Origin of the sequence: Kitasatospora sp. NBC_01302, assembly GCF_035976515.1 — a bacterium.
In the GTDB taxonomy this organism is placed as follows: Bacteria; Actinomycetota; Actinomycetes; order Streptomycetales; family Streptomycetaceae; genus Kitasatospora.
The window spans coordinates 6,908,912-6,929,905 of the sequence record NZ_CP108404.1; the positions used below are offsets into that span (position 1 = coordinate 6,908,912).

A 20,994-nucleotide genomic window follows, 5' to 3' on the forward strand; every position below is an offset into this window, starting at 1 on the left:
AGCGTGACGTATTTCGGTGTCCCCGTGCGCCCGTCCGGGCCCCACGGGGCAGGCGGGAAGGGTGGGTCAGGAGGTCCAGCCCGTCTCCAGCAGCGCCTCGGCCGCGCCGTTCACCGGCTGCGGGACACCGCCGTCGTCCAGCAGGAAGAGCGCCACCAGCAACTGCTCGCCGCGCACGGTGGCCTGGTGCGAGTAGCCGGCGGTGGTGAACATCGCGGCGGCCATCTCCTCGGCGTGCAGGGTCTGCAGCCACAGGCACTCCACCGCGCGCATGTCGGCCTGCTCGGGCCAGCTGTCCACCTGGGCCACCAGGCGGTCGCCGAGCAGGGTGACCGACTCCCGCTCCTGGCCCTCGGTCAGTTCCAGCTCGCCGAAGCCGAGCCACTCCAGGTAGCGGGCGGCGGCCAGCACCGCGTCCTGCCCGGTGCGGATGGGCTGCGGGCGGAACGGCGGCCGGTTCTGCCAGCGCCCGCCCTGCGGCACCGAGGGCGGCACGGCCGGTGCGCCGGGCCCGGGGTGCGAGTCGGCGTGCGGTATCCGGCGCGAGCCGCCCGGCGCTCCCAGGGAGCCGGGGTGGTCGGCGTAGAGCGCGCCGTCGCCCTGCCACGCGCCGGGCGCGGGCACCTGCGGGCGCACCCCGAGCGGGCGCGAGCCCTGCGGGCCGCTCGCGCCGGGGCGCGGCGCGCGGTCCACCGGCAGGCGCACGGTGGCGCCGCAGTTGCAGGTGAACTCCGGCTGCGGCCACTGGTCGGAGCGTCCGCAGTTCGGGCAGCGCATGCTCAGCCAGGAGTCCTCCCAGGAGCGGAACCGCACCTGCACCGGCACCCCGCCGCGCAGCAGCGGCACCTTGAGCGCCGCTCCGCACGGGCAGGGCAGCGTCGGCGGCTCGTAGACGTGCTCGCGGCGGCAGGCCGGGCAGCGGATCGCCCGCGCGCTGGGCGGCGTGGTGGCCGCCTCGGGCAACTCGGCGGCGGCGTACGGCTCGTCGCCCGGGTACGGACCGTGGCCACCGTGCGGCCCACCGCCCTCCCGCGGGTCGCGGCCGGTGAAGTCGTCGGGCAGCGGAAGTCCGGACAAGGCACACCGTCCGTTCGGGTCGAGTGGGCGGGGTCGCTTCCGGTGCTCCCCGTCGCCCATGCTTCCCGATCCAGCCCTGCGGTGGCAGCGATTGCCCCTAATGATCAGGGATTTTTCAGGGTGAACAGGATCAACGGCCCAGGTTCTGGGCCGTCGTGGCGCTATCCGGCCGACCAGCGGGCCAGATCGGCGGGGGTGTCCAGATCGTCGGGGACGGCGATGTCGCCGCACTCGACCAGGCGGAGTTCGGCCCGGCGGCGGTTCAGCAGCTCGCGGGCGCCGGCGTCGCCCCGGGCTCCGGCGGCGGCCTCGGCGAGGTGGGCGGCGCCGATCAGCACCGGGTGGCCGCGGCGGCCCGCGTAGCCGGCGGCGGCCAGGGCGGCGCCGGACCGGTGGGCGGCGAGCAGCCGGGCGACGGCGGCGGGGGTGACGCCGGGGGTGTCGACCAGGAAGACCAGCACGCCCGAGCAGCCCGGCGGCACGGCGGCCAGGCCCGCGCGCAGCGAGCCGCCCATGCCCTCGGCCCAGTCGGGGTTGGTGACCAGGGTGCAGCCGCTCAGCTCCGCCTCGACCGGCACCCGCGCGCGGGCGGCGCCGAGCACCACCAGGACGGGGTCGCAGCCGCCCTCGCGCACCACGCGCACGGCGTGTTCGACCAGCGGCCGGCCGCGGAACGGCAGCAGGGCCTTGGGCCGTCCGCCGAGCCGCCGCCCGCCGCCCGCGGCCAGCACCAGGGCGGCGACGGGCGGGGTCGGAACCGGGGGCGGGGCGGGGGCGGCGGCCGGAGTCATGGCACCAGGATGGCGGTCGGCGGGCCGCCGCGGTCCTGTGTGATCGCACAAGGCAGGGGCGGTGACCTTGGCGGGAAGCCGGGCAATGCACCCCTGGATCTTTGCCGCCCGCCCGCTTCTACTGGCCGTTATGCACACCGCACCTGCCCCGCTGCTCGATCGCTTCGGCCGGGTCCACACCGATCTGCGGGTCTCCCTGACCGACCGCTGCAACCTGCGCTGCACCTACTGCATGCCGGCCGAGGGCCTCGCCTGGCTGCCGCGCGCCGAGGTGCTGACGGACGAGGAGATCGTCCGTCTGGTGCGGGTGGGGGTCGAGCGGCTGGGGATCGCCTCGGTGCGGCTGACCGGCGGCGAGCCGCTGCTGCGGCGCGGGCTGCCGGGGCTGGTGGCCCGCCTGACCGGGCTCGGTGTCGAGCTGTCGCTGACCACCAACGGGATCGGACTGGCCAGGACGGCGGGGGAGTTGCGGGCCGCCGGGCTGCGGCGGGTCAACGTCAGCCTGGACACGCTGCGGCGCGAGCGCTACACGGAGATCACCCGGCGCGACCGGATCGCGGACGTCTTCGCGGGGCTGGCCGCCGCGCGGGAGGCGGGCCTTGCGCCGGTCAAGATCAACACCGTCCCGGTGCGCGGGGTCAACGACGACGAGCTGCTCGACCTGGTCGAGTTCGCCGCCGGGCACGGCTACCGGATCCGCTTCATCGAGTCGATGCCGCTGGACGCCCAGGGCGCCTGGGACCGGTCGGCGATGATCACCGCGGACGAGCTGCTGCAGGTGCTCGGTGGCCGCTGGGAGCTGGTCCCGGTGCCGCGCGAGCCGCTGGCCGCCGGGCGCGGCACCCCGCCGGCCGAGGAGTGGCGGATCGCCGGGACGGACACCGTGGTCGGGGTGATCGCCTCGGTCACCCGGCCGTTCTGCGGCACCTGCGACCGGGTCCGGCTGACCGCCGACGGCCAGCTGCGCAACTGCCTCTTCGCGACCGAGGAGTCCGATCTGCGGGCGCTGCTGCGCGGTGGGGCCGGGGACGCGGAGATCGAGCGGGCCTGGCGGGGTGCCATCGGGCGCAAGGGACCCGGCCACGAGATCAACTCCGCCGACTTCCGCCGGCCCGAACGGCCGATGTCGGCGATCGGCGGCTGATCCGACGGATGACCGAGGGCTGACCGAGGGCTGAGCTGCAGCTATCGGGGTGCTTGTGCGATCAGAAGATGATATTTCTCTGCGGTGAACACCACCTGGGCGCGTCTGTCGCGCCGCATCCTGCCCGCCGTACTGGCAGCCACCGTGCTCGCCGGCTGCGGCGGGTCCGGCAACTCGCCGGTCGCGAAGGGCACGTCGTCCTCCGCCGCCCCGGCCGCTCCCAGCACCGCCGCCTCGGCCAGCGCCCCGCCGCCGCCCTCCGCCAGCCCCACGCCGACGCCGACGGGTGACGCCGACCCGGCGCTCAAGCCGTTCTACGGGCAGCAGATCGCCTGGAGCAGCTGCCCGGCCGACCCGGCGCAGAAGGACGTCGACCTGTCGGCCTTCCAGTGCGGCACCGCGCACGTCCCGCTGGACTACGCCAACCCGGGTGCGGACACCATCGACCTGGCGCTGATGCGCAAGCCGGCGATCCACCAGGACCAGCGGCTCGGCTCGCTCTTCCTCAACCCGGGCGGCCCCGGCGGCTCCGGGCTCGACCTGCTCACCAACGCGGCCACCAGCTCGTTCGGCAACCTGAACAACCGCTACGACCTGATCGGCTTCGACCCGCGCGGCGTCGGCAAGTCCACCGCCGTGCACTGCCTGGACGACTCCGCCCGCGACCGGCTCGACGCCCAGAACCACGCCGGGCCGACCAGCGTCAAGGACCTCGGGGCCGCCTGCGAGGCCAGGTCCGGCAAGCTGCTGCCGTTCGTCGGCACCGTCAACGCGGCCCGCGACCTGGACGTGCTGCGCGGGGCGGTGGGCGACCAGAAGCTCAACTACCTGGGCTTCTCCTACGGCACCTACCTCGGCACCTTCTACGCCAACCAGTTCCCCGACCGCACGGGGCGGCTGGTGCTGGACGGCGCGATGGACCCGAGCGTCAGCAACCTGGACAGCAGCATCGCCCAGATGGTCGGCTTCGAGAGCGTCTTCGAGCACTTCGCCGCCGACTGCGTGAAGCAGTCCGACTGCCCGCTCGGCAGCGACGCCTCCACCGCCGCGAAGAAGGCCGCCGACTTCCTGGACGGCCTGGAGGCGCACCCGTTGACCTCGGCCACCAGCGGCCGCACGCTCACCCAGGCGCTGGGCTGGACCGGCACCATGGACATGCTCTACGGGGACGCCAAGTCCTGGGGGTACCTGCGGATCGGGCTGAGCAACGCCATGAAGGCCCACAGCCCCGATGCGCTGATCGAGTTCGCCGACGACTACAACAGCCGGGACCAGCAGGGGCACTACAGCAACCAGGCCGACGCCAACCAGGCGATCAACTGCGCGGACGACGGCTCCACGCCGCCCACCGACGACCAGATCCAGCAGGCCCTGCAGCAGTTGCACACCAAGGCGCCCTACCTGACCAACCACATGAACGCCGACGACGTGCGGGCGGCGATGGACTGCGCCGACTGGCCGGTGCACGGCTCCACGCCGCCGCAGGTGCTCAAGGCCACCGGCAGCGCCCCGATCCTGGTGGTCGGCTCCACCGGTGACGACGCCACCCCCTACGCCTGGGCGCAGCACCTGGCGAGCAGCCTGGCCGACGCCACCCTGCTCACCCGGGACGGCGACGGACACACCGGGTACGACAAGAGCAGCTGCATCAAGTCGGACGTGGACGCGTTCCTGATCGACGGCACCATGCCGGCGGCGGGTACGCACTGCGCCACCAACCCGCCCGCCAACGAGAGCTGACGATTCGTCAAGCATCCTCATTGACGCCCGTGCTGACCGCGTGCCTATGATGGCGCGCGGTCAGCCGGCTTCTGCACGGGGTGAGGGCGGCGCGGCGGGGTCGTCCTGCCGTCCACCAACCCTGCTGGGGGAAGTGTGCGTTCCTCGTCCGATCCGCTCCCGTCCGGGGATCCGCCGCCCCTGGTGTACCCCGTCGCGCCGCGCGGGGAGACGGTCGAGCGGCTGGGGGAGCGTGCGGTCGCCGATCCCTACCGCCTGCTGGAGGACGCCGCGCACCCCGACACCCGGCGCTGGTCGGCCGCGCAGGACGACCTGTTCCGCCGCGTCGCCCGCGGCTGGCCGGGGATCGGGGCGTTCCGGAGTGCGCTGGAGCGGCTGACCGCCTTCGAGCAGCCCGGTGTGCCGCGCTTCGCCGGGGGCCGCGTCTTCTGCACCGTGCGCGCGCCGGACGGCGGGCAGCCCGTGCTGGTGGTCGAGGAGGCGGGCGGGCGCCGGGTGCTGGTCGACCCGGGCGGGCGCGGTGTGCTCGGCGGCTGGTCGCCGGATCCCACCGGGCGGCTGGTCGCCTACCAGGGAGCCCGCTCCCAGGGCGCCGGCGCGGGCTCGACGCGGTACACGCTGCGGATCCTGGAGGTGGCCACCGGGCGGCTGGTGGACGCGCCGATCGACGGCTGCCGGTACGGCACCGTCGCCTGGACGGCCGACGCCGACGCCTTCTACTACAGCCGCGGCACCGAGGACGGCGGCGAACTGCTCCACCTGCACCGGCTCGGGCGGCCGGTGGACCAGGAGGTCTTCGGCGCCGGACTGCCGGCGGGCACTCGACTGGACGCCACCACCGGTGCGCCGGGCCGGACGCTGGTGGTGACCGCCACCGGTGGCCGGGGCGCCGGCCACCGGCTCTGGGTCGCCGACCTGCGCCAGGGCCCGCTGGAGCGACCGCAGTTGCGCGAGCAACTGATCGAGGACTGGGGCGCGGGCCTGCCCTGGCCGGCTGCCGACGGCACGCTCTACCTGCTCGACCGGGACCGGGCACCGCACGGACGGCTGCTCGCCGCGGCCCCCGGTGCGCCGGTGCGGACCCTGCTGGCCGGGGACGAGCACACCCGGCTGGACTCCTTCGCGGTGCTCGACGGCGCCGGGCTCCCGGCGCCCGAGCTGCTCGTGCTGCGGTCGAGCGGCAGCCGCTCCCTGCTCACCCGTCACCGGCTCGACAGCGGTGCGGCGTTGGGAGCGGTCGAGCTGCCAGGGCCGGGCGTGGTGGCCGGGTTGACCCGCGCCGCGGACGGCCGGGGGGCCTGGTTCGGCTACGCCGACCCGCGTACCCCGCAGGGCGTGCACCGCTACGACGCCGCTGCCGGCCGCCGCACGCTCTGGCGCGCGGGCGGGCGCTCGGGGCCGGGTGCCCCCGAGGTCCTGGTGACCGAGCTCGGCTACCCCGCCGCCGACGGGTCACCGGTGCGGCTGCTGCTGACCCGCCCGGCCGCCGCCCCCGCCGGGCCGCTGCCCACCATCCTCCAGGCCCACGGTGCCTTCGGTGCAGCGCAGTTGGCCGGCTACCACGCGGCGGCGCTGGCCTGGGCGGAGCGCGGCGGGCAGTTCGCGGTGGCCGGTGTGCGCGGTGGCGGCGAGGAGGGCGCCGACTGGCGCCGCGCGGGGATGCGCGAGCAGAAGCAGCAGGGCATCGACGACTTCAGCGCGGCCGCGCAGTACCTGCTGGACACCGGTCGCTGCGCCCCCGGGCGGCTGGGTGCGCTGGGCCGGGGCGCGGGCGGCGGTCTGCTGGTGGGCGCGGCGCTGACCCAGCGGCCCGAGCTGTTCGGCGCGGTGGCCCTCTCGGCGGCGCTGCTGGACATGGCCCGCTATCAGCTGAGCGGCCACGGCCCCTACTGGACGGAGGAGTTCGGCTCCCGCGAGGAGCCCAGGGAGCTGGACTGGCTGCTCGGCTACTCGCCGTACCACCACGTGCGCCCCGGCACGGCCTACCCCGCCGTGCTGCTGACGGCCTTCGAGGCGGACGAGCGGGTGGACGCGCTGCACGCCCGCAAGATGTGCGCCGCCCTGCAGCAGGCGAGCAGTTCGGGGCGCCCGGTGCTGCTGCGCCGGGCGGCCGGACCGGGCCGCGGTGCGGGGGCCCGCGGCGGCCGGCCGGCCCGGTCGGCCCAACTGGCGGAGCTGCTGGCGTTCTTCGCGGAGTTCCTGGAGCTGCCGGCGGCCGGCTGACCCGGGCCGGTGCTGCCGTGCCGTCAGGCGCTGGCCGGGGTGCTCGGGGCAGTGCGCGGGGTGCCTGGGGCGGCGTTCGGGGTGCTCGGGGTGGCGGTCGAGGAGGGCAGCTGCGCCCACTGCCGGCCGAGCCAGGCCAGCGCCGGCGGGATCTCGCGGCCCCAGGTGTGGAAGTTGTGGCCGCCGCTGTTCAGCGTGATGGTGGAGAGCTTGGTGGGCGCCTTGAAGGCGGCCACCATCTGCTGGGTGGCCCGGTAGTTGTCCTCGTTCGGGCTGGTGGCCAGCAGCAGCGAGACCGGCACCGCGGGGGCGTTCTGCAGCCGCCAGAGCAGGTCGTTCTCCCGCTTGAGCTGCTCGCTGCCGCCGAACAGGTCACCGGTGGTCGGGTCGTTGCTCACGTTGTAGTCGGCGGAGAGCGCGATCGCCGCACCGTAGGCGTCCGGCTTGCGCAGCGCGAACTTCAGCGCGCAGTAGCCGCCGGTGGAGTCGCCCATCGCGGCGTGCGCACCGGCCTGCGGGGCGATCCGGTAGCCGGTGGCCAGCGCCTTGGGCAGGTCGTCGGTGAAGAAGGTCTCCACCTGCGGGCCGTTCGGCACGTCCATGCACTCGGTGTCCCGGTTGGCGATCGGCGAGGGCCGCATCATCACCAGCACGGTGGGCGGCAGCTCCTTGGCGTTGATCGCCTTCAGGGTGCTGGCCGGGTACTGCATCAGCGAGATCAGCTTCTCGGCCGAGCCGGGGTAGCCGGAGAGGATCAGCGCCATCGGGAACTTCTTGTCGGCGTAGGCCGGCTGGAAGTACTGCGGCGGCAGGTAGACGTAGGCCTGGTTGGTCAGCCCCGAGCGGGCGCCGGTCAGCTCGACGTGCTGGATCACCCCGGAGCGGTCCTCGGCCGAGCCCTGCGAGGAGTAGAACTTCTGCTCGCCGGTCACCGAGAGTCCGTTGCTCGGCTTGTGGTCCACCACCGTGCCGGGACCCCCGGCGGTGCCGAGCAGGTCGGTCCAGGTGGTGTAGAAGCCGAAGTAGGAGTTGGCCACCAGCGCCATCGCGACCAGCACCAGCGCCTGGGTGCCGAGGAAGGCGCCGAGCCGCCCGAGCACCGCCCTGACGCCCTTGCCGCCGAGCCTGGGCCAGAGCCAGATGGTCACGACGAAGGCCGCCACAGCCAGCAGCGAGGCGATGATCTGCAGGGGGAGTCCGGTCAGCGCGAGCACCCGGCGATCCTATGGGACGATACGCGCGGCCGTCGGCGGCCCCCTCGGCCGGGCCCCTCCGGCACCGGTCGGGGCCACCGCGCACCGCCGCGGCCAGCGGCATTGACCCGGTCAGTCCGGTTTTGAGACGCTGTGCGGCGCACCCGCACGCCAGGGCCATTTGGGGGGCTTCACCTTGCACGGTTCAGCACGCACCACCAGCACCGCTGAGCGGAGTCTCGTCCGTCGGCCGCTGCGCCACGCCGCGGTCCTCACCGGTGCACTGCTCCTGGTCACCGCCTGCAGCTCGACCCATGCGAGCAGCAGCGCGAACGGCGACGGTGGGGCCGATTCGATCGGCACCATGGCGCCCAGCAGCCCCACTCCCTACACCGTCCCGTACGGCATCACGCTGAGCGGCGCCATCGGCCCGGTCAACGACGCGCTCGCGAAGCTGACCCAGGCCGGCAGCGTGGACGACCTGAACGGCGACCTGGCCACCGCCCAGCAGGCCGCGAGCACCGCCTCGCAGTCGCTGTCGGGCGCCAACCCGCCCCCCAGCGTCTCCGACGCCAACCGCCAGCTGTCGGTGGCGCTGGACACGCTGGCCACCAACCTCGGCGCGGTGCAGACCGACATCGGCGACGACAAGGTCTGCGCCACCTCCTCCGCGCTCGCCGAGACCGGCGCGGCGCAGGGCCTCAAGGACGTGCCCACCGCGCTGCAGACCCTGGCGCAGGGCGGCTACACCACCACCTTCAACGTGCCGCAGACCCCGCAGCAGCAGCAACGCGCCCTGAGCAACGGCGCGTTGGTGCGCCAGGGGGCGAACGACGGGGCCGGCGAGCTGACCGTGGACAACAGCGGCGGCACGGTGGACGCCGTGCTGACCCTGGTCAAGGGCGGCCAGTCGGCCTACTCCTTCTACGTGGTCAAGGGCCAGAGCGCGAAGCTGACCGGCATCGAGGACGGCACGTACGACATGTACTTCGCCGGCGGCTTCGACTGGGACGACGCCAGCAAGAAGTTCACCGAGAACTGCGACTACACCAAGTTCGACGACAGCACCGACTTCACCACCACCAGCACCACGTACTCCACCGTCAAGATCACCCTGCAGCCGGTGGTCGGCGGCAACGCCAGCACCTCCACGGTGCCGCCCGGCTCCTACCCGATGCCGTAGGCCGCACCGCCGCGCCCACCCTGCTGATCCCACCGATCCCGCTCACCCCGCCGTGCGCGGGATCCGCTGCTCCCAGTCCCGCTCGAAGACCACCGCGCCGCCCTCCCAGGCGGTCAGGTGGCTGCGCGCCGTGAACGCCTCGGCGTCGCAGCCGATCTCCGAGCGGGTCTGCACGGTCACGTCCCAGCCGTCCTCGGGCCGCTCCAGGCGGATCGTCCAGGCGGCCCGGGCGGCGGCGGAGAGCGGGTCGTCCTCGCGGATCCGGTAGGTCTCCAGCGCCTGCTCGGTGCAGATCAGGCCGTCGGGGTAGGAGCGCGAGCCCTGGTGGCTGGGGTCCACCTCCAGGCGCCACTCGCCCGCCGCCACGTCCTGCACCACCAGCCGCTCGGGCCGCGGGTCGCTCGCGGTGGTGTGCCGCACCTCCGGCCCGGCGGCCTGCTCGGGCTCGGCGAAGGCGATCGGCGCCCGCCCCACGTCGGCGGCCAGGTGGCGCACCGGCAGCATCAGCGCGCTGTGGCCCGGGTCGACCTCGAACCCGGCGGCCCCGGGCTGCGGCCAGACCCACGGCCAGTACGCGGAGGAGAGCGCGAGCCGGATCCGGTGCCCGGGCGCAAAGGCGTGCGCGATGCCGGAGAGTTCGAGGGCCACCTCGGCCACCGCGCCCGGCTCCCAGAGCACCGCCTGCTCGCGCCCCTGCCGGGTGGCGAGGTTGAGCACGCCGCGGGTGACCAGCCTGGCCGAGCCGTCCGGGGCCACGTCGCAGAGCCGGGCCACCACCTGCCCGCGGGCCGCCGGGCAGCGCAGCCGCAGCTGGAGCGTGGGGCGGCCGAGGATCTCCAGCCGCTCGGCCAGCGGCGAGGTGTCGAAGCAGACCGAGCGGCCGTCCTCCGCGCGCTGGTCGGGCGGCAGGTCGGCGGCGGCGCCGACCGGGCGGTAGCGCCCGGCGTCGGTCCCGGTGTGCTGCGGCGAGTGGACCGGCACGAAGCGCTCGCCCTCGGGGGTGCCCGCGGTGCGCAGCGTGTCCGCCAGGCCGTAGTGGATCTCCCGCACGTCGTCGGAGGGCCACTGGTCCTCGCCGATCCAGCGCCCGGCAAGGTCCCCGGTGGCGCCGGGCGGCGCCGGCTCGGGCATCCAGCTGCGCAGCCGGGGCTCGGCCATGATCCCGGTCTCCTGGTCCTTCAGCCACTGGTCCCACCAGCGCAGCGTCTCCTGGAGGAACCCGATCGCCGGGCCCGGCGGCAGACCGCGGTCGGGGTACTGGTGCGGCCAGGGGCCGATCAGCCCGCGCACCGGCCCCCGCAGGTGCTCGACCAGGCGCAGCACGGTGTCCCGGTGCGGATCGGCCCAGCCGCCCACGGCCAGCACCGCGGCCCCGATCGCCCCGTACCGTTCGCCGACGCTGCCGTGGCGCCAGTAGTCGTCGCGGGTCTGGTGGCTCAGCCAGGCGTGGCTGTGCGGTTCCAGCGCGGCCAGCCGGGCCAGCCAGAGCCGCCGCCACTGATCGCCGACGTAGCGGGGGTCCGGCGGGCGGGCGGCGAGTGCGAGCAGGCCGGCCGACCGGGCGTGCAGGTCCGCGCCGAGCACCGAACCGCCGAGGTAGCGCGCGTCGTTGTCGTAGCGGTCGTCGGTGGCGCAGACGGCGACCACGGCGCGCAGCGGTTCGGGGGCCAGCGCGGCCAGCTGCAGTGCGCCGGTGCCGCCCCAGCCGATCCCGAACACGCCGACGCGACCGGTGCACCAGGGCCGTGCGGCCAGCCACTCGACCACCGCGACGCCGTCGGCCAGCTCCTGGGCGTCGTGCTCCCCGCCGGGCAGGCCGCCCGAGTTGCCGTGGCCGCGGATGTCCACCCGCACGCTCGCGTAGCCGTGGCCGGCGTACCAGGGGTGGCGCTCGGCGTCGCGCGGGGCGGTCCAGTCGGTCAGCCGGTAGGGCAGGTACTCCAGCAGCGCGGGCACCGGCTCCTCGGTGACGGGGCGCCAGAGGCGGGCGTACAGCTCGACGCCGTCGGCCATCGGGATCCGCAGGTCCTCGCGGGTGATCCGGTACGGGTACGCGTCGGGGTGTCGCATGCGGTCCTCCCGGGGGCGGCTAGGCGTGGTGCCGAAACCGACAGTAGCGGACATACCGGTGCATTCAGCGGTCCGTCGGCGGCCGAGGGACCGTCAGAGTGGCCGCCGACGTGGCCGTTGACGGGGGCGAAGCGCAGGCACGAGGATCGGGAAACGGGCTGCGCGAAGGAGAACCCCATGGCACTGGACGCCGACGTCATCGTGATCGGAGCCGGCCTGGCGGGCCTGGCCGCCACCGCCGAACTCGCCGACGCGGGGCGCACGGTGATCCTGCTCGACCAGGAGCCGGCCGCCTCCCTCGGCGGCCAGGCGCACTGGTCCTTCGGCGGCCTGTTCCTGGTCGACTCGCCCGAGCAGCGCCGGCTGCGGATCCGCGACTCCTACGAACTGGCCTGGCAGGACTGGCTCGGCACGGCCGGCTTCGACCGGCCCGAGGACAACTGGCCGCGCCAGTGGGCCAAGGCCTACCTGGACTTCGCCGCGGGCGAGAAGCGCGCCTGGCTGCACGCGCAGGGGGTGCGGTTCTTCCCGGTGGTCGGCTGGGCGGAGCGCGGCGGGCTGCTGGCCAGCGGCCCCGGCAACTCGGTGCCGCGCTTCCACATCACCTGGGGCACCGGCCCCGGCCTGGTCGAGCCGTTCGCCCGCCGGGTGCGGGCCGCCGTCGCCAAGGGGCTGGTGCGCCCGCTCTTCCGGCACCGGGTGACCGGACTGGCGAGCACCGCGGGCGTCACCGACACGGTGCGCGGCGAGGTGCTGGTGCCCAGCGGCGTGGCGCGCGGGGTGGCCAGCTCCCGCGCGGTGGCCGGCGCCTTCGAGCTGCGCGCGCAGGCGGTGGTGATCGCCTCGGGCGGCATCGGCGGCAACCACGAACTGGTCCGCAAGGCCTGGCCGGCCCGGCTCGGCACCCCGCCCGCACGCCTGCTCAGCGGCGTGCCCGCGCACGTCGACGGGCTGATGCAGCAGGTGGCCGGCGCGGCCGGCGGACACCTGGTCAACGGCGACCGGATGTGGCACTACACCGAGGGCATCGAGAACTGGAACCCGGTCTGGGCCCGGCACGGCATCCGGATCCTGCCCGGGCCCTCCTCGCTCTGGCTGGACGCCCGCGGCAACCGGCTGCCGGTGCCGCTCTTCCCCGGCTTCGACACCCTGGGCACGCTCGAGTACATCCGGCGCACCGGGTACGACCACACCTGGTTCGTGCTCACCCAGAAGATCATCGAGAAGGAGTTCGCGCTCTCCGGCTCCGAGCAGAACCCGGACCTGACGGGCCGTAGCCCCCGCAAGGTGCTCGGCCGCGCGCTGCCCGGCGCGCCCGGGCCGGTGGAGGCGTTCAAGAAGTACGGGGCGGACTTCGTGGTCGCCGAGCGGCTCGGCGACCTGGTGCGCGGGATGAACCGGCTGGTCGACTCCTCCGGAGCGGGCGAGGAGCTGATCGAGGAGGCCGCGCTGCGCCGCGAGATCGAGGCGCGCGACCGCGAGATCGCCAACCCGTTCGGCAAGGACCTCCAGGTCGGCGCGATCCACGGCGCCCGCCGCTACCTCGGCGACAAGCTGGTGCGCACCGCCGCCCCGCACCGGCTGCTCGACCCCAAGGCCGGCCCGCTGATCGCGGTGCGGCTGCACGTGCTCACCCGCAAGTCGCTCGGCGGCCTCGAAACCGACCTGTCCGCCCGGGTGCTGCGCGCCGACGGCTCGGTGCTGGAGGGCGTCTACGCGGCCGGCGAGGTGGCCGGCTTCGGCGGCGGCGGGATGCACGGCTACCGCTCGCTGGAGGGCACCTTCCTCGGCGGCTGCCTCTTCTCCGGCCGCACGGCGGGCCGCGCGGCGGCCGAAGCGACGGCTTAGAGGGTCCCCCTACTGGCGGACCCTCTTGGCAAACGGATTGATCACAAGTCAGTGACACGCAGGCCACCGACTCGTCGGTAGCTGTTCATCGAGCGTCCGAGCGGTGTACCTCAACGGCTGGCAAAGTCCCCCGCATGGAGATGGATATTCCGAACATGGGTGTGCCGCAGCAGCTTGCCGCCCGGATGAGCATGGCCGAGCAGCACGAGTACCTGCGGGGCAAGCTCTCCCGCCGCCGGGTGCTGCGGGGCAGCGCGGTGGCGGTCGGGGCGCTCGCCGTGGGTGGCGTGCTGGGCTCCGGCAACGCGTACGCCGCGCCGAAGAGCACGCCGACGCTGGTCGGTGACGCGGCCTCGGCCGTGGACGGCTCGAAGGTGATCCCGGTGGGCCGGCACCTGCAGTTCGGCGCCGAGCCGGACACCCAGTTCCGGATCTCCTGGCAGGTCCCGCTCCCGGTCAAGAAGCCCTTCGTGCGCTACGGCCGGACCCCCTGGGAGCTGAGCGAGAAGATCGACGCGGAGATCCGCTCGCTGCACACCCCGGCGCTGGTGCCCGGTCAGAGCCCGCTGGACCAGTACTACGTGCACGTGGCCCTGGAGGACCTGGACCCCGACACCACGTACTACTACGCGGTCGGCCACAAGGGCTTCGACCCTGCCGGCCAGCAGGCGATCTCCTCGCTCGGCACCTTCCGCACCGCCGCCTCGCGCGACGACCGCTGGGGCAAGGTCTACGAGCCGTTCACCTTCACCGCCTTCGGCGACCAGGGCGTGAGCGCCCACGCGGTCAACAACGACAACGTGATCCTGGCGCAGAACCCCAAGTTCCACCTGCACGCCGGTGACATCTGCTACGCCGACCCGGACGGCCAGGGCCTGGACGCCGACAAGGCCGACTTCAACGCCAAGACCTGGGACGCCTTCCTGGTGCAGACCGAGGCCGTGGCCGCCAAGATCCCGTGGATGGTCGCCTATGGCAACCACGACATGGAGGCCTGGTACTCGCACAACGGCTACGGCGGCGAGGACGCCCGCTGGTTCCTGCCGGACAACGGCCCGGACCCGCGCAAGGCCCCCGGCGTGTACGCCTTCCGGTACAGCAATGTCGGTGTCATCTCGCTGGACGCCAACGACGTGTCCTACGAGATCCCGGCCAACCTCGGCCTGACCGCCGGCCGGCAGACCAAGTGGCTGGAGCGCCAGCTCAAGGACTTCCGCAACGACGAGACGATCGACTTCGTCGTGGTCTTCTTCCACCACTGCGCCTTCTCCACCACCACCTCGCACGCCTCCGAGGGCGGGGTCCGCGAGGCCTGGGTGCCGCTGTTCGAGAAGTACCGGGTCGACCTGGTGATCAACGGCCACAACCACGTGTACGAGCGCACCGACGCGATCCTCGGCAACAAGGTCTCCAAGGCGGTCCCGAGCGGCGCCACCCTGGAGCCCGAGAAGGACGGCGTGGTCTACGTGACCGCCGGCGCCGCGGGCCGCAGCCTCTACAGCTTCGGCGCGCCGCAGACCTACGAGGGCCACGAGAACCGGGTCGACGAGGTCCAGAGCTTCTACAACGCCAAGGGCCGGCAGAAGGTCGCCGAGACCGTCGAGTGGTCGCGGGTGCGCTACCTGGGCTACTCCTTCATCAAGGTCGACGTCACCCCGGCGCACCTGGGGCAGAAGTCCTCGATGAAGGTCACCGCGCTGACCGAGACCGGCCAGCAGATCGACCACTACACCATCGTGCGCACGGTCGGCGAGGGCTGGGACAGCGACTCGGACGACGACGGCCAGGGCGGCGGCTGGGGCTGGAGCGCGGGCGACCGCTGACGCGTCCACCGGGCACGGATTTCACCAGCCAACTGCCCGTGCGGGACGCCGAGGCACCGGCGTTCCGAGCGACGCCGGCTGACGGAACGGGCGTCGCGGGCGGCCCCTCGGGAGAGAATGATCTCCCGAGGGGCCGTTCGGCTTTCTCGGGGCAGTCACGAAAGGGGCAGGCCGGATGTCACAGCAGGTCAGGGGCGTCATCGCCCGGGGCAAGGGCGAACCGGTGGAGGTGGCGACGATTGTCGTGCCCGACCCTGGACCTGGCGAGGCGGTGGTCAAGGTCCAGGCGTGCGGCGTCTGCCACACCGACCTGCACTACCGGGAGGGCGGGATCAACGACGAGTTCCCGTTCCTGCTCGGCCACGAGGCCGCCGGTGTGGTGGAGAGCGTCGGCGCCGGGGTCACCGAGGTGGCGCCGGGCGACTTCGTGATCCTCAACTGGCGTGCCGTCTGCGGTCAGTGCCGGGCCTGTCGGCGCGGCCGGCCGCAGTACTGCTTCGCCACCCACAACGCCGAGCAGAAGATGACGCTGCTGGACGGCACCGAGCTGAGCCCCGCGCTCGGGATCGGCGCCTTCGCGGAGAAGACGCTGGTGGCGGCCGGGCAGTGCACCAAGGTCGACCCGGCGGCCTCGCCCGCCGCGGCCGGGCTGCTGGGCTGCGGCGTGATGGCCGGGCTGGGCGCGGCGATCAACACCGGCGGGGTGACCCGCGGCGACAGCGTCGCGGTGATCGGCTGCGGCGGGGTCGGCAACGCCGCCGTGCTGGGGGCCAAGCTGGCCGGCGCGGCGAAGATCATCGCGGTGGACCTGGACCCGCGCAAGCTGGAGCGCGCCAAGGGCCTGGGGGCCACCCACACGGTGAACGCCTCCGACGGCACCGACGTGGTGGAGGCGGTGCGCGCGCTGACCGGCGGTCACGGCGCGGACGTCGTGGTCGAGGCGGTGGGCCGACCGGAGACCTACCGGCAGGCCTTCTACGCCCGGGACCTGGCCGGCACCGTGGTGCTGGTCGGCGTGCCGACGCCGGAGATGAAGCTGGAGCTGCCGCTGCTGGACGTCTTCGGGCGCGGCGGCGCGCTCAAGTCGTCCTGGTACGGGGACTGCCTGCCCTCGCGGGACTTCCCGATGCTGATCGACCTCTACCTGCAGGGCCGGCTCGACCTGGACGCGTTCGTCACCGAGACGATCACGCTGGACGAGGTCGAGCAGGCGTTCGCCACCATGCGCGACGGCGACGTGCTCCGCTCGGTGGTGGTGTTCTGATGCAGTTGCTGCCCCCCGAGCCCGAGATCGAGCACCTCGTCACGGCCGGCACCTTCGACCTGGACGGTGGCAGCTGGGAGGTGGAGAACAACGTCTGGATCATCGCCAACGACCGCGACGCCGTGGTGATCGACCCCGCGCACGACGCCCCGGCGATCGCGGCGGCGGTCGGCGACCGGCGGGTGGTGGCGATCATCTGCACCCACGCGCACAACGACCACGTGAACGCCGCGCCCGAGCTGGCGGAGCTGACCGGTGCGCCGATCCTGCTGCACCCCGACGACCTGCCGCTGTGGAAGCAGGCCCACCCGGGCGACCACCCGGACGAGGAGCTGCGGGACGGTCAGCGGATCACCGTGGGCGGGCTCTACCTGCACATCCGGCACACGCCCGGCCACACCCCCGGCGGGGTGAGCGTGTACGTGCCCGCGCTGGACGCGGTGTTCACCGGGGACACGCTCTTCCAGGGCGGCCCCGGGGCGACCGGGCGCTCGTTCTCCGACTTCCCGACCATCATCCGCTCGATCCAGGAGCGGCTGCTGGTGCTGCCCCCGCAGACCGTGGTGCACACCGGCCACGGGCCGACCACCACGATCGGCGAGGAGGCTCCGCACCTGGAGGAGTGGGTGGCCCGGGGTCACTGACCGCCACCGCACCGGGGCGACACCCTCACAGCGCGGCGAGCTGCGCGGTGAGGGTGTCGCTGTGCTGGAAGGTCAGACCGGCCAGCGCGACGTGCTTCCAGCGCACCGTGCCGTCGGCGTCCAGGATGAAGACCGAGCGGCGCAGGCCCAGGCCCGGCACCGCGATGCCGAACGCCTTGGCCACCGCGCGGTCGGTGTCGGCGAGCAGCGGGAAGCCGAGGCGGTGCTTGCGGGCGAAGGCCTCGTGGCTGTCCACGTCCTGCGGGCTGATGCCCCAGACGGTGGCGCCCAGGCCCTTGAAGCGGTCCAGGTCGGAGGTGTACGAGCAGAGCTGCTTGGTGCAGACCGCGGTGTCGTCGCCGGGGTAGAAGACCAGCACCAGCGGGCTGCCCTGGGCCTCGGCGAGGCGGTAGTCGCGGCGTTCGGCGGAGCCTTCGGTGAGGAGCAGGCCGGGCAGGGTGAAGTCGGGGGCGGGGGTGCCGACCTCGGGGGACTTGGCCATGGTGGGTCCTTAGCGCTCGCGAAGGGCGGACAGAACGTTCGTTCTTCCTCGCTGATAGTAGTACGGTCAGTGGTGTGAGTACACCTTCCGCCGCCCGCCAACGGGTCCTCGACACCGCGACCCGGCTGTTCTACACCGAGGGGATCCACACGGTCGGCGTGGACCGGATCGTCACCGAGGCCGAGGTGACCCGGGCGACCTTCTACCGGCACTTCCCCGGCAAGGAGGAGCTGGTCCGGGAGTACATCCAGGGCTGGGACGCGGGTATCCGGGCGGAGGTGGCGGCCGGGCTCGGCAGCGGACTGACGGCCGCCCAGCTGCTCGGAATCCTGCTGGAGCGGCTGGGCCAGGAGATGTGCGGCCCGGGCTTCCGCGGCTGCCCGTTCATCAACGCCGCCGCCGAGTACCCCGATCCGCAGCACCCGGTCTCGCTGGCGATCGCCGACCACCGTGCCTGGCTGCGCGGGCTGATCGTCCGCCTGCTCCGCGAGGCCGGCCTGAGCGGGCCCGAGCGGCGGGCGGACGTGCTGATCCTGCTGCGCGACGGCGCCATGGTGGGCGCAGCGCTGGGCGACCCGGCGACCACCGCGGCGAGCCTGGCGGCGGCGGTGGCGCAGCTGCTGGAGCTCTGAGGCGATCGGCGGCGGGGCGTCAGCGGCGCGGGCCGTACATGATCACGCCCACGCCGACCAGGCAGATGAGGGCGCCGAGCACGTCGTAGCGGGTGGGGCGGAAGCCGTCCACCACGACGCCCCAGGCCAGCGATCCGGCCACGAAGACCCCGCCGTAGGCGGCCAGCACCCGGCCGAACTGGCTGTCCGGCTGGAAGGCGGCGACGAACCCGTAGCCGCCGAGCGCCACGATGCCCAGGCCCGCCAGCCACCAGGGGCGTGACTCCCGCACGCTCTGCCAGATCAGCCAGCAGCCTCCGATCTCGGCCAGGGCGGCCAGCACGAAGAGGGCGGCGGAGCGCAGCACGGTCATGCCGGTCAGCCTACGGGGCACGGGGGTGCGCGATGGCCGCTGCCTCGGGGAAGGCAGCGGCCACGGGCCCGGTCAGTGGCTGAGGGCCGTCGCGAGCTCGCGCGCGATCCGGGCGGCGGAGGTGCCGAGGCCGGCGGCGGTGGGCGGGGTGAATCCGGCGGGTCCCGCGGCGGCGGGTGCGACAGGTGCGGCAGGGGCAGCTGTGGCAGGGGCCGGTGCGGCAGGTGCGGTGGCCGGCGGCTGGGCGGTCATCCGCCGGACGTAGGCGTCCGGCTGGTACTCCAGCTCCTCCTCGCGGTAGCGCCCGACATGGGTGTGCCAGTTGAGGATCCCGGAGAGCCAGTTCCGCAGCCCCTGCGCGTAGTCCTCCAGCGCCTGGCGGCCTGCCGCGTCGAGCTTGAAGTCCTCGTAGAGGATCGGCAGTTCGTTCGCCGCGACGTGCTGGAACTGGTCCAGCCGGGAGGACATCAGGTCGTGGACGATGCCCAGCGCCTGGTCCCGGTCGCAGCCGAAGAAGTTCTGCACCACCAGGACGCCGTTGTGCACCTCGCCCTCGAACTGGACCTCCTTCTGGTAGGAGAAGACGTCGTTCATCAGGCAGGCGTAGTCGGAGGCCGAGTTCACCAGCGCCTTGACCGTGCCGGAGCGCCAGACCTCCGCCGGCACCGCCTCCTCGGCGCCGAACCGGGCCAGGTTGCTGGTCAGTTGGCTGCCGAAGGTGAGGCGGCGCATCTCGATGTAGTCCACCGGGTCGGGGACCCGGTGCTGCGCCATGTTGCCGATCTCCCAGACCCAGGAGTCCAGCATCTCCTCGATGCTGCCGCGCAGGATCTGCCGCTGCGCGGTGGTGAGCGGGGTGGCGGTGCGCTGCCAGAGGTCGGCCAGGCCGTGCTGCAGGGCGGTGGTGGGCAGCGGGCCCCGGTCGGGCGAGTCCAGCGGCATGTACGGCTTGAGTCCGTCGGCGCAGGCCTTGGCGCCCAGCGGGCTGGGCGGGTAGGCGAAGGCCATCGGGAACCAGTCGTCCGCGTAGGTGCCCCAGGCCAGCCAGTCGGAGTTGAGTTCGAGCGCGTTCTGCGGGATGTCCGGCGCGATGCCGGCCCCGCAGAGGGTGACGTCGGCGTTGCGCATCGAGCGTTCCGTCCAGCCGCCGGAGTCCGACAGGCCGGGGGTCGGCTCGGTGTAGCGCATCTCCCGGCACCAGGCGTAGTTGTGCTCCCGGGCCGCCGCCAGGTGTGGGTTGATCCGCAGCGGGAAGGGCATCGGGAACTCGGGCAGCGGGGTCGGGCCGACCTGCTGGTACGGCACGTGGCTGAACTGCCGCAGCGCGCCGGGCAGGTCGACGTACCGGCGAAAGGAGGCGGCGGAGGTGCCCAGGCCCACCGGGACGGCGGAGAACGTGCCGCCGGGGGCGTCGGCGCCGGACCGGTCGTTCATGTAGCGGCTGGAGCGCATGTGCCACTCGTGGCCGCCGGCCTGCCAGTCCTGCAGGCCCTTGACGTAGCGGGCGACCTTCGCCACCTCGTCCGGATGGAGTGCGAACTCGGCGAAGAGTGAGGGAAGTTCGGTCAGCGCGGTGTTCTCGAACTGGTGCAGCCGGCTGGTCAGGATCTCGTTGACCGCCTCGGCGGCCTGCTGGGTGGTGTAGTCGAGGAAGCGCTCCAGCACCAGGATGCCGTTGCTCAGCTCGCCCTCGTCCTGGACCTCGCGCTGGTAGGAGAAGAGGTCGTTGCGCAGGTGCACGCCGTCGGAGAAGGTGTCGCGCAGCACCCGTAGCGGGCGGCTGCCGGCCACCCGGGCGGGCACCTCGGCCTGTGCCGCGAACTCGACCAGGCCGGCCGACCAGGGGGCGCCGCCGACCTTGCGGCGCATCTCGATGTACTCGACCGGGTTGGCGACCCGGCCCTCGTTGATGTTGGAGAGCTCCCAGATCGACTCGTTCAGCAGGTGCTCGGTGCTCTCCCGGAACCGGGCCCGCCAGTCGAGCGACATGTGCGGCACGGTGCGCGCCCACAGGTCGGCCAGGCCCGCCTCGACCGGATTGGTCGGCTCGGGGAACCCCTCGCTCAGGTCCATCGGCATGAAGGCGGGCAGCCGGTCCAGGTAGGCCTGGCCGCCGGAGCGGTCGAGCGAGCGCTTGAAGGTCTCCAGGAAGTGGTCGTCGAAGAAGAAGACCCAGACGTACCAGTCGGTGACCAGGTCGAGCGCGGCGCTGTCGCAGTCCGGGTGGGTGTAGGCGCAGAGCAGGCCGTAGTCGTGGTCCTCCAGGTCCTTCGGCTCCCAGATGCCGGACCCCTCCAGCATGCCCATCTCGCGTGCCCAGGCCCGGGTGTGCTCCCGGGCGCCCTCCAGGTGCGGGTTGAGGGTGGCCGGGTGCGGCAGATAGAACTCGGGCAGCGTGAACGGTTTCGCCATGGGATCCCCCTACCAGGAATTCGGACCGTCGATCATCGTCAAGTCTGGGCTCGCACCCAGTCTCTGGAGTGGTTCGACGGTCCGAAAGACGCGTAT

Annotated in this window: 16 protein-coding genes; 9 read left to right on the top strand and 7 right to left on the bottom strand. The window is 73.5% G+C overall.

From position 1 onward, the window contains the following. Positions 1 to 66: 66 nt before the first annotated feature. Positions 67 to 1,077, bottom strand: coding sequence for a hypothetical protein (locus OG294_RS30345; protein WP_327069734.1), 1,011 nt, complete (start codon positions 1,075 to 1,077; stop codon positions 67 to 69). A gap of 161 nt (positions 1,078 to 1,238) precedes the next feature. Then, complete coding sequence (locus tag OG294_RS30350) at positions 1,239 to 1,868, bottom strand: nucleotidyltransferase family protein (protein WP_327069735.1); 630 nt, start codon at positions 1,866 to 1,868, stop codon at positions 1,239 to 1,241. A gap of 130 nt (positions 1,869 to 1,998) precedes the next feature. Here OG294_RS30350 and moaA point away from each other — a divergent pair, with 130 nt between their 5' ends. From moaA to OG294_RS30365, 3 genes are all read left to right on the top strand, one after another. Next, entirely contained in the window at positions 1,999 to 3,012 is a 1,014-nt protein-coding gene (gene moaA, locus OG294_RS30355; protein WP_327069736.1) for a GTP 3',8-cyclase MoaA, read from the top strand. 84 nt (positions 3,013 to 3,096) lie between these two features. After that, entirely contained in the window at positions 3,097 to 4,752 is a 1,656-nt protein-coding gene (locus OG294_RS30360) for an alpha/beta hydrolase (RefSeq protein WP_327069737.1), read from the top strand. A gap of 183 nt (positions 4,753 to 4,935) precedes the next feature. Continuing rightward, positions 4,936 to 6,975: a prolyl oligopeptidase family serine peptidase gene (locus OG294_RS30365; RefSeq protein WP_327069738.1), complete on the top strand. Its 2,040-nt coding sequence runs from the start codon at positions 4,936 to 4,938 to the stop codon at positions 6,973 to 6,975. 23 nt (positions 6,976 to 6,998) lie between these two features. Here OG294_RS30365 and OG294_RS30370 read toward each other — a convergent pair whose 3' ends face one another. Next, positions 6,999 to 8,189 (bottom strand): alpha/beta hydrolase, encoded by a 1,191-nt coding sequence (locus OG294_RS30370; RefSeq protein WP_327069739.1) that lies wholly within the window; start codon positions 8,187 to 8,189, stop codon positions 6,999 to 7,001. A gap of 175 nt (positions 8,190 to 8,364) precedes the next feature. Here OG294_RS30370 and OG294_RS30375 point away from each other — a divergent pair, with 175 nt between their 5' ends. Beyond that, positions 8,365 to 9,351, top strand: a complete 987-nt coding sequence (locus OG294_RS30375) for a hypothetical protein (protein ID WP_327069740.1) — start codon at positions 8,365 to 8,367, stop codon at positions 9,349 to 9,351. A 42-nt stretch (positions 9,352 to 9,393) separates the two neighbouring features. Here the strand turns inward: OG294_RS30375 and OG294_RS30380 are convergent, their stop codons facing one another. Further along, positions 9,394 to 11,421, bottom strand: coding sequence for a CocE/NonD family hydrolase (locus OG294_RS30380; RefSeq protein ID WP_327069741.1), 2,028 nt, complete (start codon positions 11,419 to 11,421; stop codon positions 9,394 to 9,396). 177 nt (positions 11,422 to 11,598) lie between these two features. On the opposite strand from OG294_RS30380, the gene OG294_RS30385 reads away from it, so the two are divergent. From OG294_RS30385 to OG294_RS30400, 4 genes are all read left to right on the top strand, one after another. Next, a complete protein-coding gene (locus OG294_RS30385) occupies positions 11,599 to 13,269 on the top strand; it encodes an FAD-binding dehydrogenase (RefSeq protein WP_327069742.1) in 1,671 nt (556 codons plus the stop codon). 155 nt (positions 13,270 to 13,424) lie between these two features. Then, the gene (locus OG294_RS30390) at positions 13,425 to 15,092 is read left to right on the top strand and encodes a purple acid phosphatase family protein (protein ID WP_327071727.1); all 1,668 of its coding nucleotides are present in this window, start codon (positions 13,425 to 13,427) and stop codon (positions 15,090 to 15,092) included. A 175-nt stretch (positions 15,093 to 15,267) separates the two neighbouring features. Further along, positions 15,268 to 16,356, top strand: coding sequence for an S-(hydroxymethyl)mycothiol dehydrogenase (locus OG294_RS30395; protein WP_327069743.1), 1,089 nt, complete (start codon positions 15,268 to 15,270; stop codon positions 16,354 to 16,356). After that, positions 16,356 to 17,000 carry an MBL fold metallo-hydrolase gene (locus OG294_RS30400; RefSeq protein WP_327069744.1) on the top strand — a complete coding sequence of 215 codons (645 nt, stop codon included), beginning with the start codon at positions 16,356 to 16,358 and terminating at the stop codon, positions 16,998 to 17,000. The genes OG294_RS30395 and OG294_RS30400 overlap by 1 nt, the downstream gene beginning before the upstream one ends. Before the next feature lie 25 nt (positions 17,001 to 17,025). Here OG294_RS30400 and OG294_RS30405 read toward each other — a convergent pair whose 3' ends face one another. Further along, positions 17,026 to 17,502 (bottom strand): peroxiredoxin, encoded by a 477-nt coding sequence (locus OG294_RS30405; protein ID WP_327069745.1) that lies wholly within the window; start codon positions 17,500 to 17,502, stop codon positions 17,026 to 17,028. Between the two features lie 74 nt (positions 17,503 to 17,576). Between OG294_RS30405 and OG294_RS30410 the strand changes: the two genes are divergently transcribed. Further along, a complete protein-coding gene (locus tag OG294_RS30410; RefSeq protein WP_327069746.1) occupies positions 17,577 to 18,134 on the top strand; it encodes a TetR/AcrR family transcriptional regulator in 558 nt (185 codons plus the stop codon). Positions 18,135 to 18,153: 19 nt separating this feature from the next. On the opposite strand, the gene OG294_RS30415 is transcribed toward OG294_RS30410, so the two are convergent. Both OG294_RS30415 and OG294_RS30420 read right to left on the bottom strand, forming a co-directional pair. Next, positions 18,154 to 18,486, bottom strand: a complete 333-nt coding sequence (locus OG294_RS30415) for a YnfA family protein (protein WP_327069747.1) — start codon at positions 18,484 to 18,486, stop codon at positions 18,154 to 18,156. 72 nt (positions 18,487 to 18,558) lie between these two features. After that, positions 18,559 to 20,898, bottom strand: a complete 2,340-nt coding sequence (locus tag OG294_RS30420) for a terpene synthase family protein (RefSeq protein ID WP_327069748.1) — start codon at positions 20,896 to 20,898, stop codon at positions 18,559 to 18,561. Positions 20,899 to 20,994 lie beyond the last annotated feature (96 nt).

What these genes read in the sequence shown, in the direction of transcription:
- OG294_RS30350 (WP_327069735.1), bottom strand. Translation starts at nt 1,868, where the DNA reads ATGACTCCGGCCGCCGCCCCCGCCCCGCCCCCGGTTCCGACCCCGCCC.
- moaA (WP_327069736.1), top strand. Translation starts at nt 1,999, where the DNA reads ATGCACACCGCACCTGCCCCGCTGCTCGATCGCTTCGGCCGGGTCCAC.
- OG294_RS30380 (WP_327069741.1), bottom strand. Translation starts at nt 11,421, where the DNA reads ATGCGACACCCCGACGCGTACCCGTACCGGATCACCCGCGAGGACCTG.
- OG294_RS30385 (WP_327069742.1), top strand. Translation starts at nt 11,599, where the DNA reads ATGGCACTGGACGCCGACGTCATCGTGATCGGAGCCGGCCTGGCGGGC.
- OG294_RS30390 (WP_327071727.1), top strand. Translation starts at nt 13,425, where the DNA reads ATGGGTGTGCCGCAGCAGCTTGCCGCCCGGATGAGCATGGCCGAGCAG.
- OG294_RS30395 (WP_327069743.1), top strand. Translation starts at nt 15,268, where the DNA reads ATGTCACAGCAGGTCAGGGGCGTCATCGCCCGGGGCAAGGGCGAACCG.
- OG294_RS30400 (WP_327069744.1), top strand. Translation starts at nt 16,356, where the DNA reads ATGCAGTTGCTGCCCCCCGAGCCCGAGATCGAGCACCTCGTCACGGCC.
- OG294_RS30405 (WP_327069745.1), bottom strand. Translation starts at nt 17,502, where the DNA reads ATGGCCAAGTCCCCCGAGGTCGGCACCCCCGCCCCCGACTTCACCCTG.
- OG294_RS30415 (WP_327069747.1), bottom strand. Translation starts at nt 18,486, where the DNA reads ATGACCGTGCTGCGCTCCGCCGCCCTCTTCGTGCTGGCCGCCCTGGCC.
- OG294_RS30420 (WP_327069748.1), bottom strand. Translation starts at nt 20,898, where the DNA reads ATGGCGAAACCGTTCACGCTGCCCGAGTTCTATCTGCCGCACCCGGCC.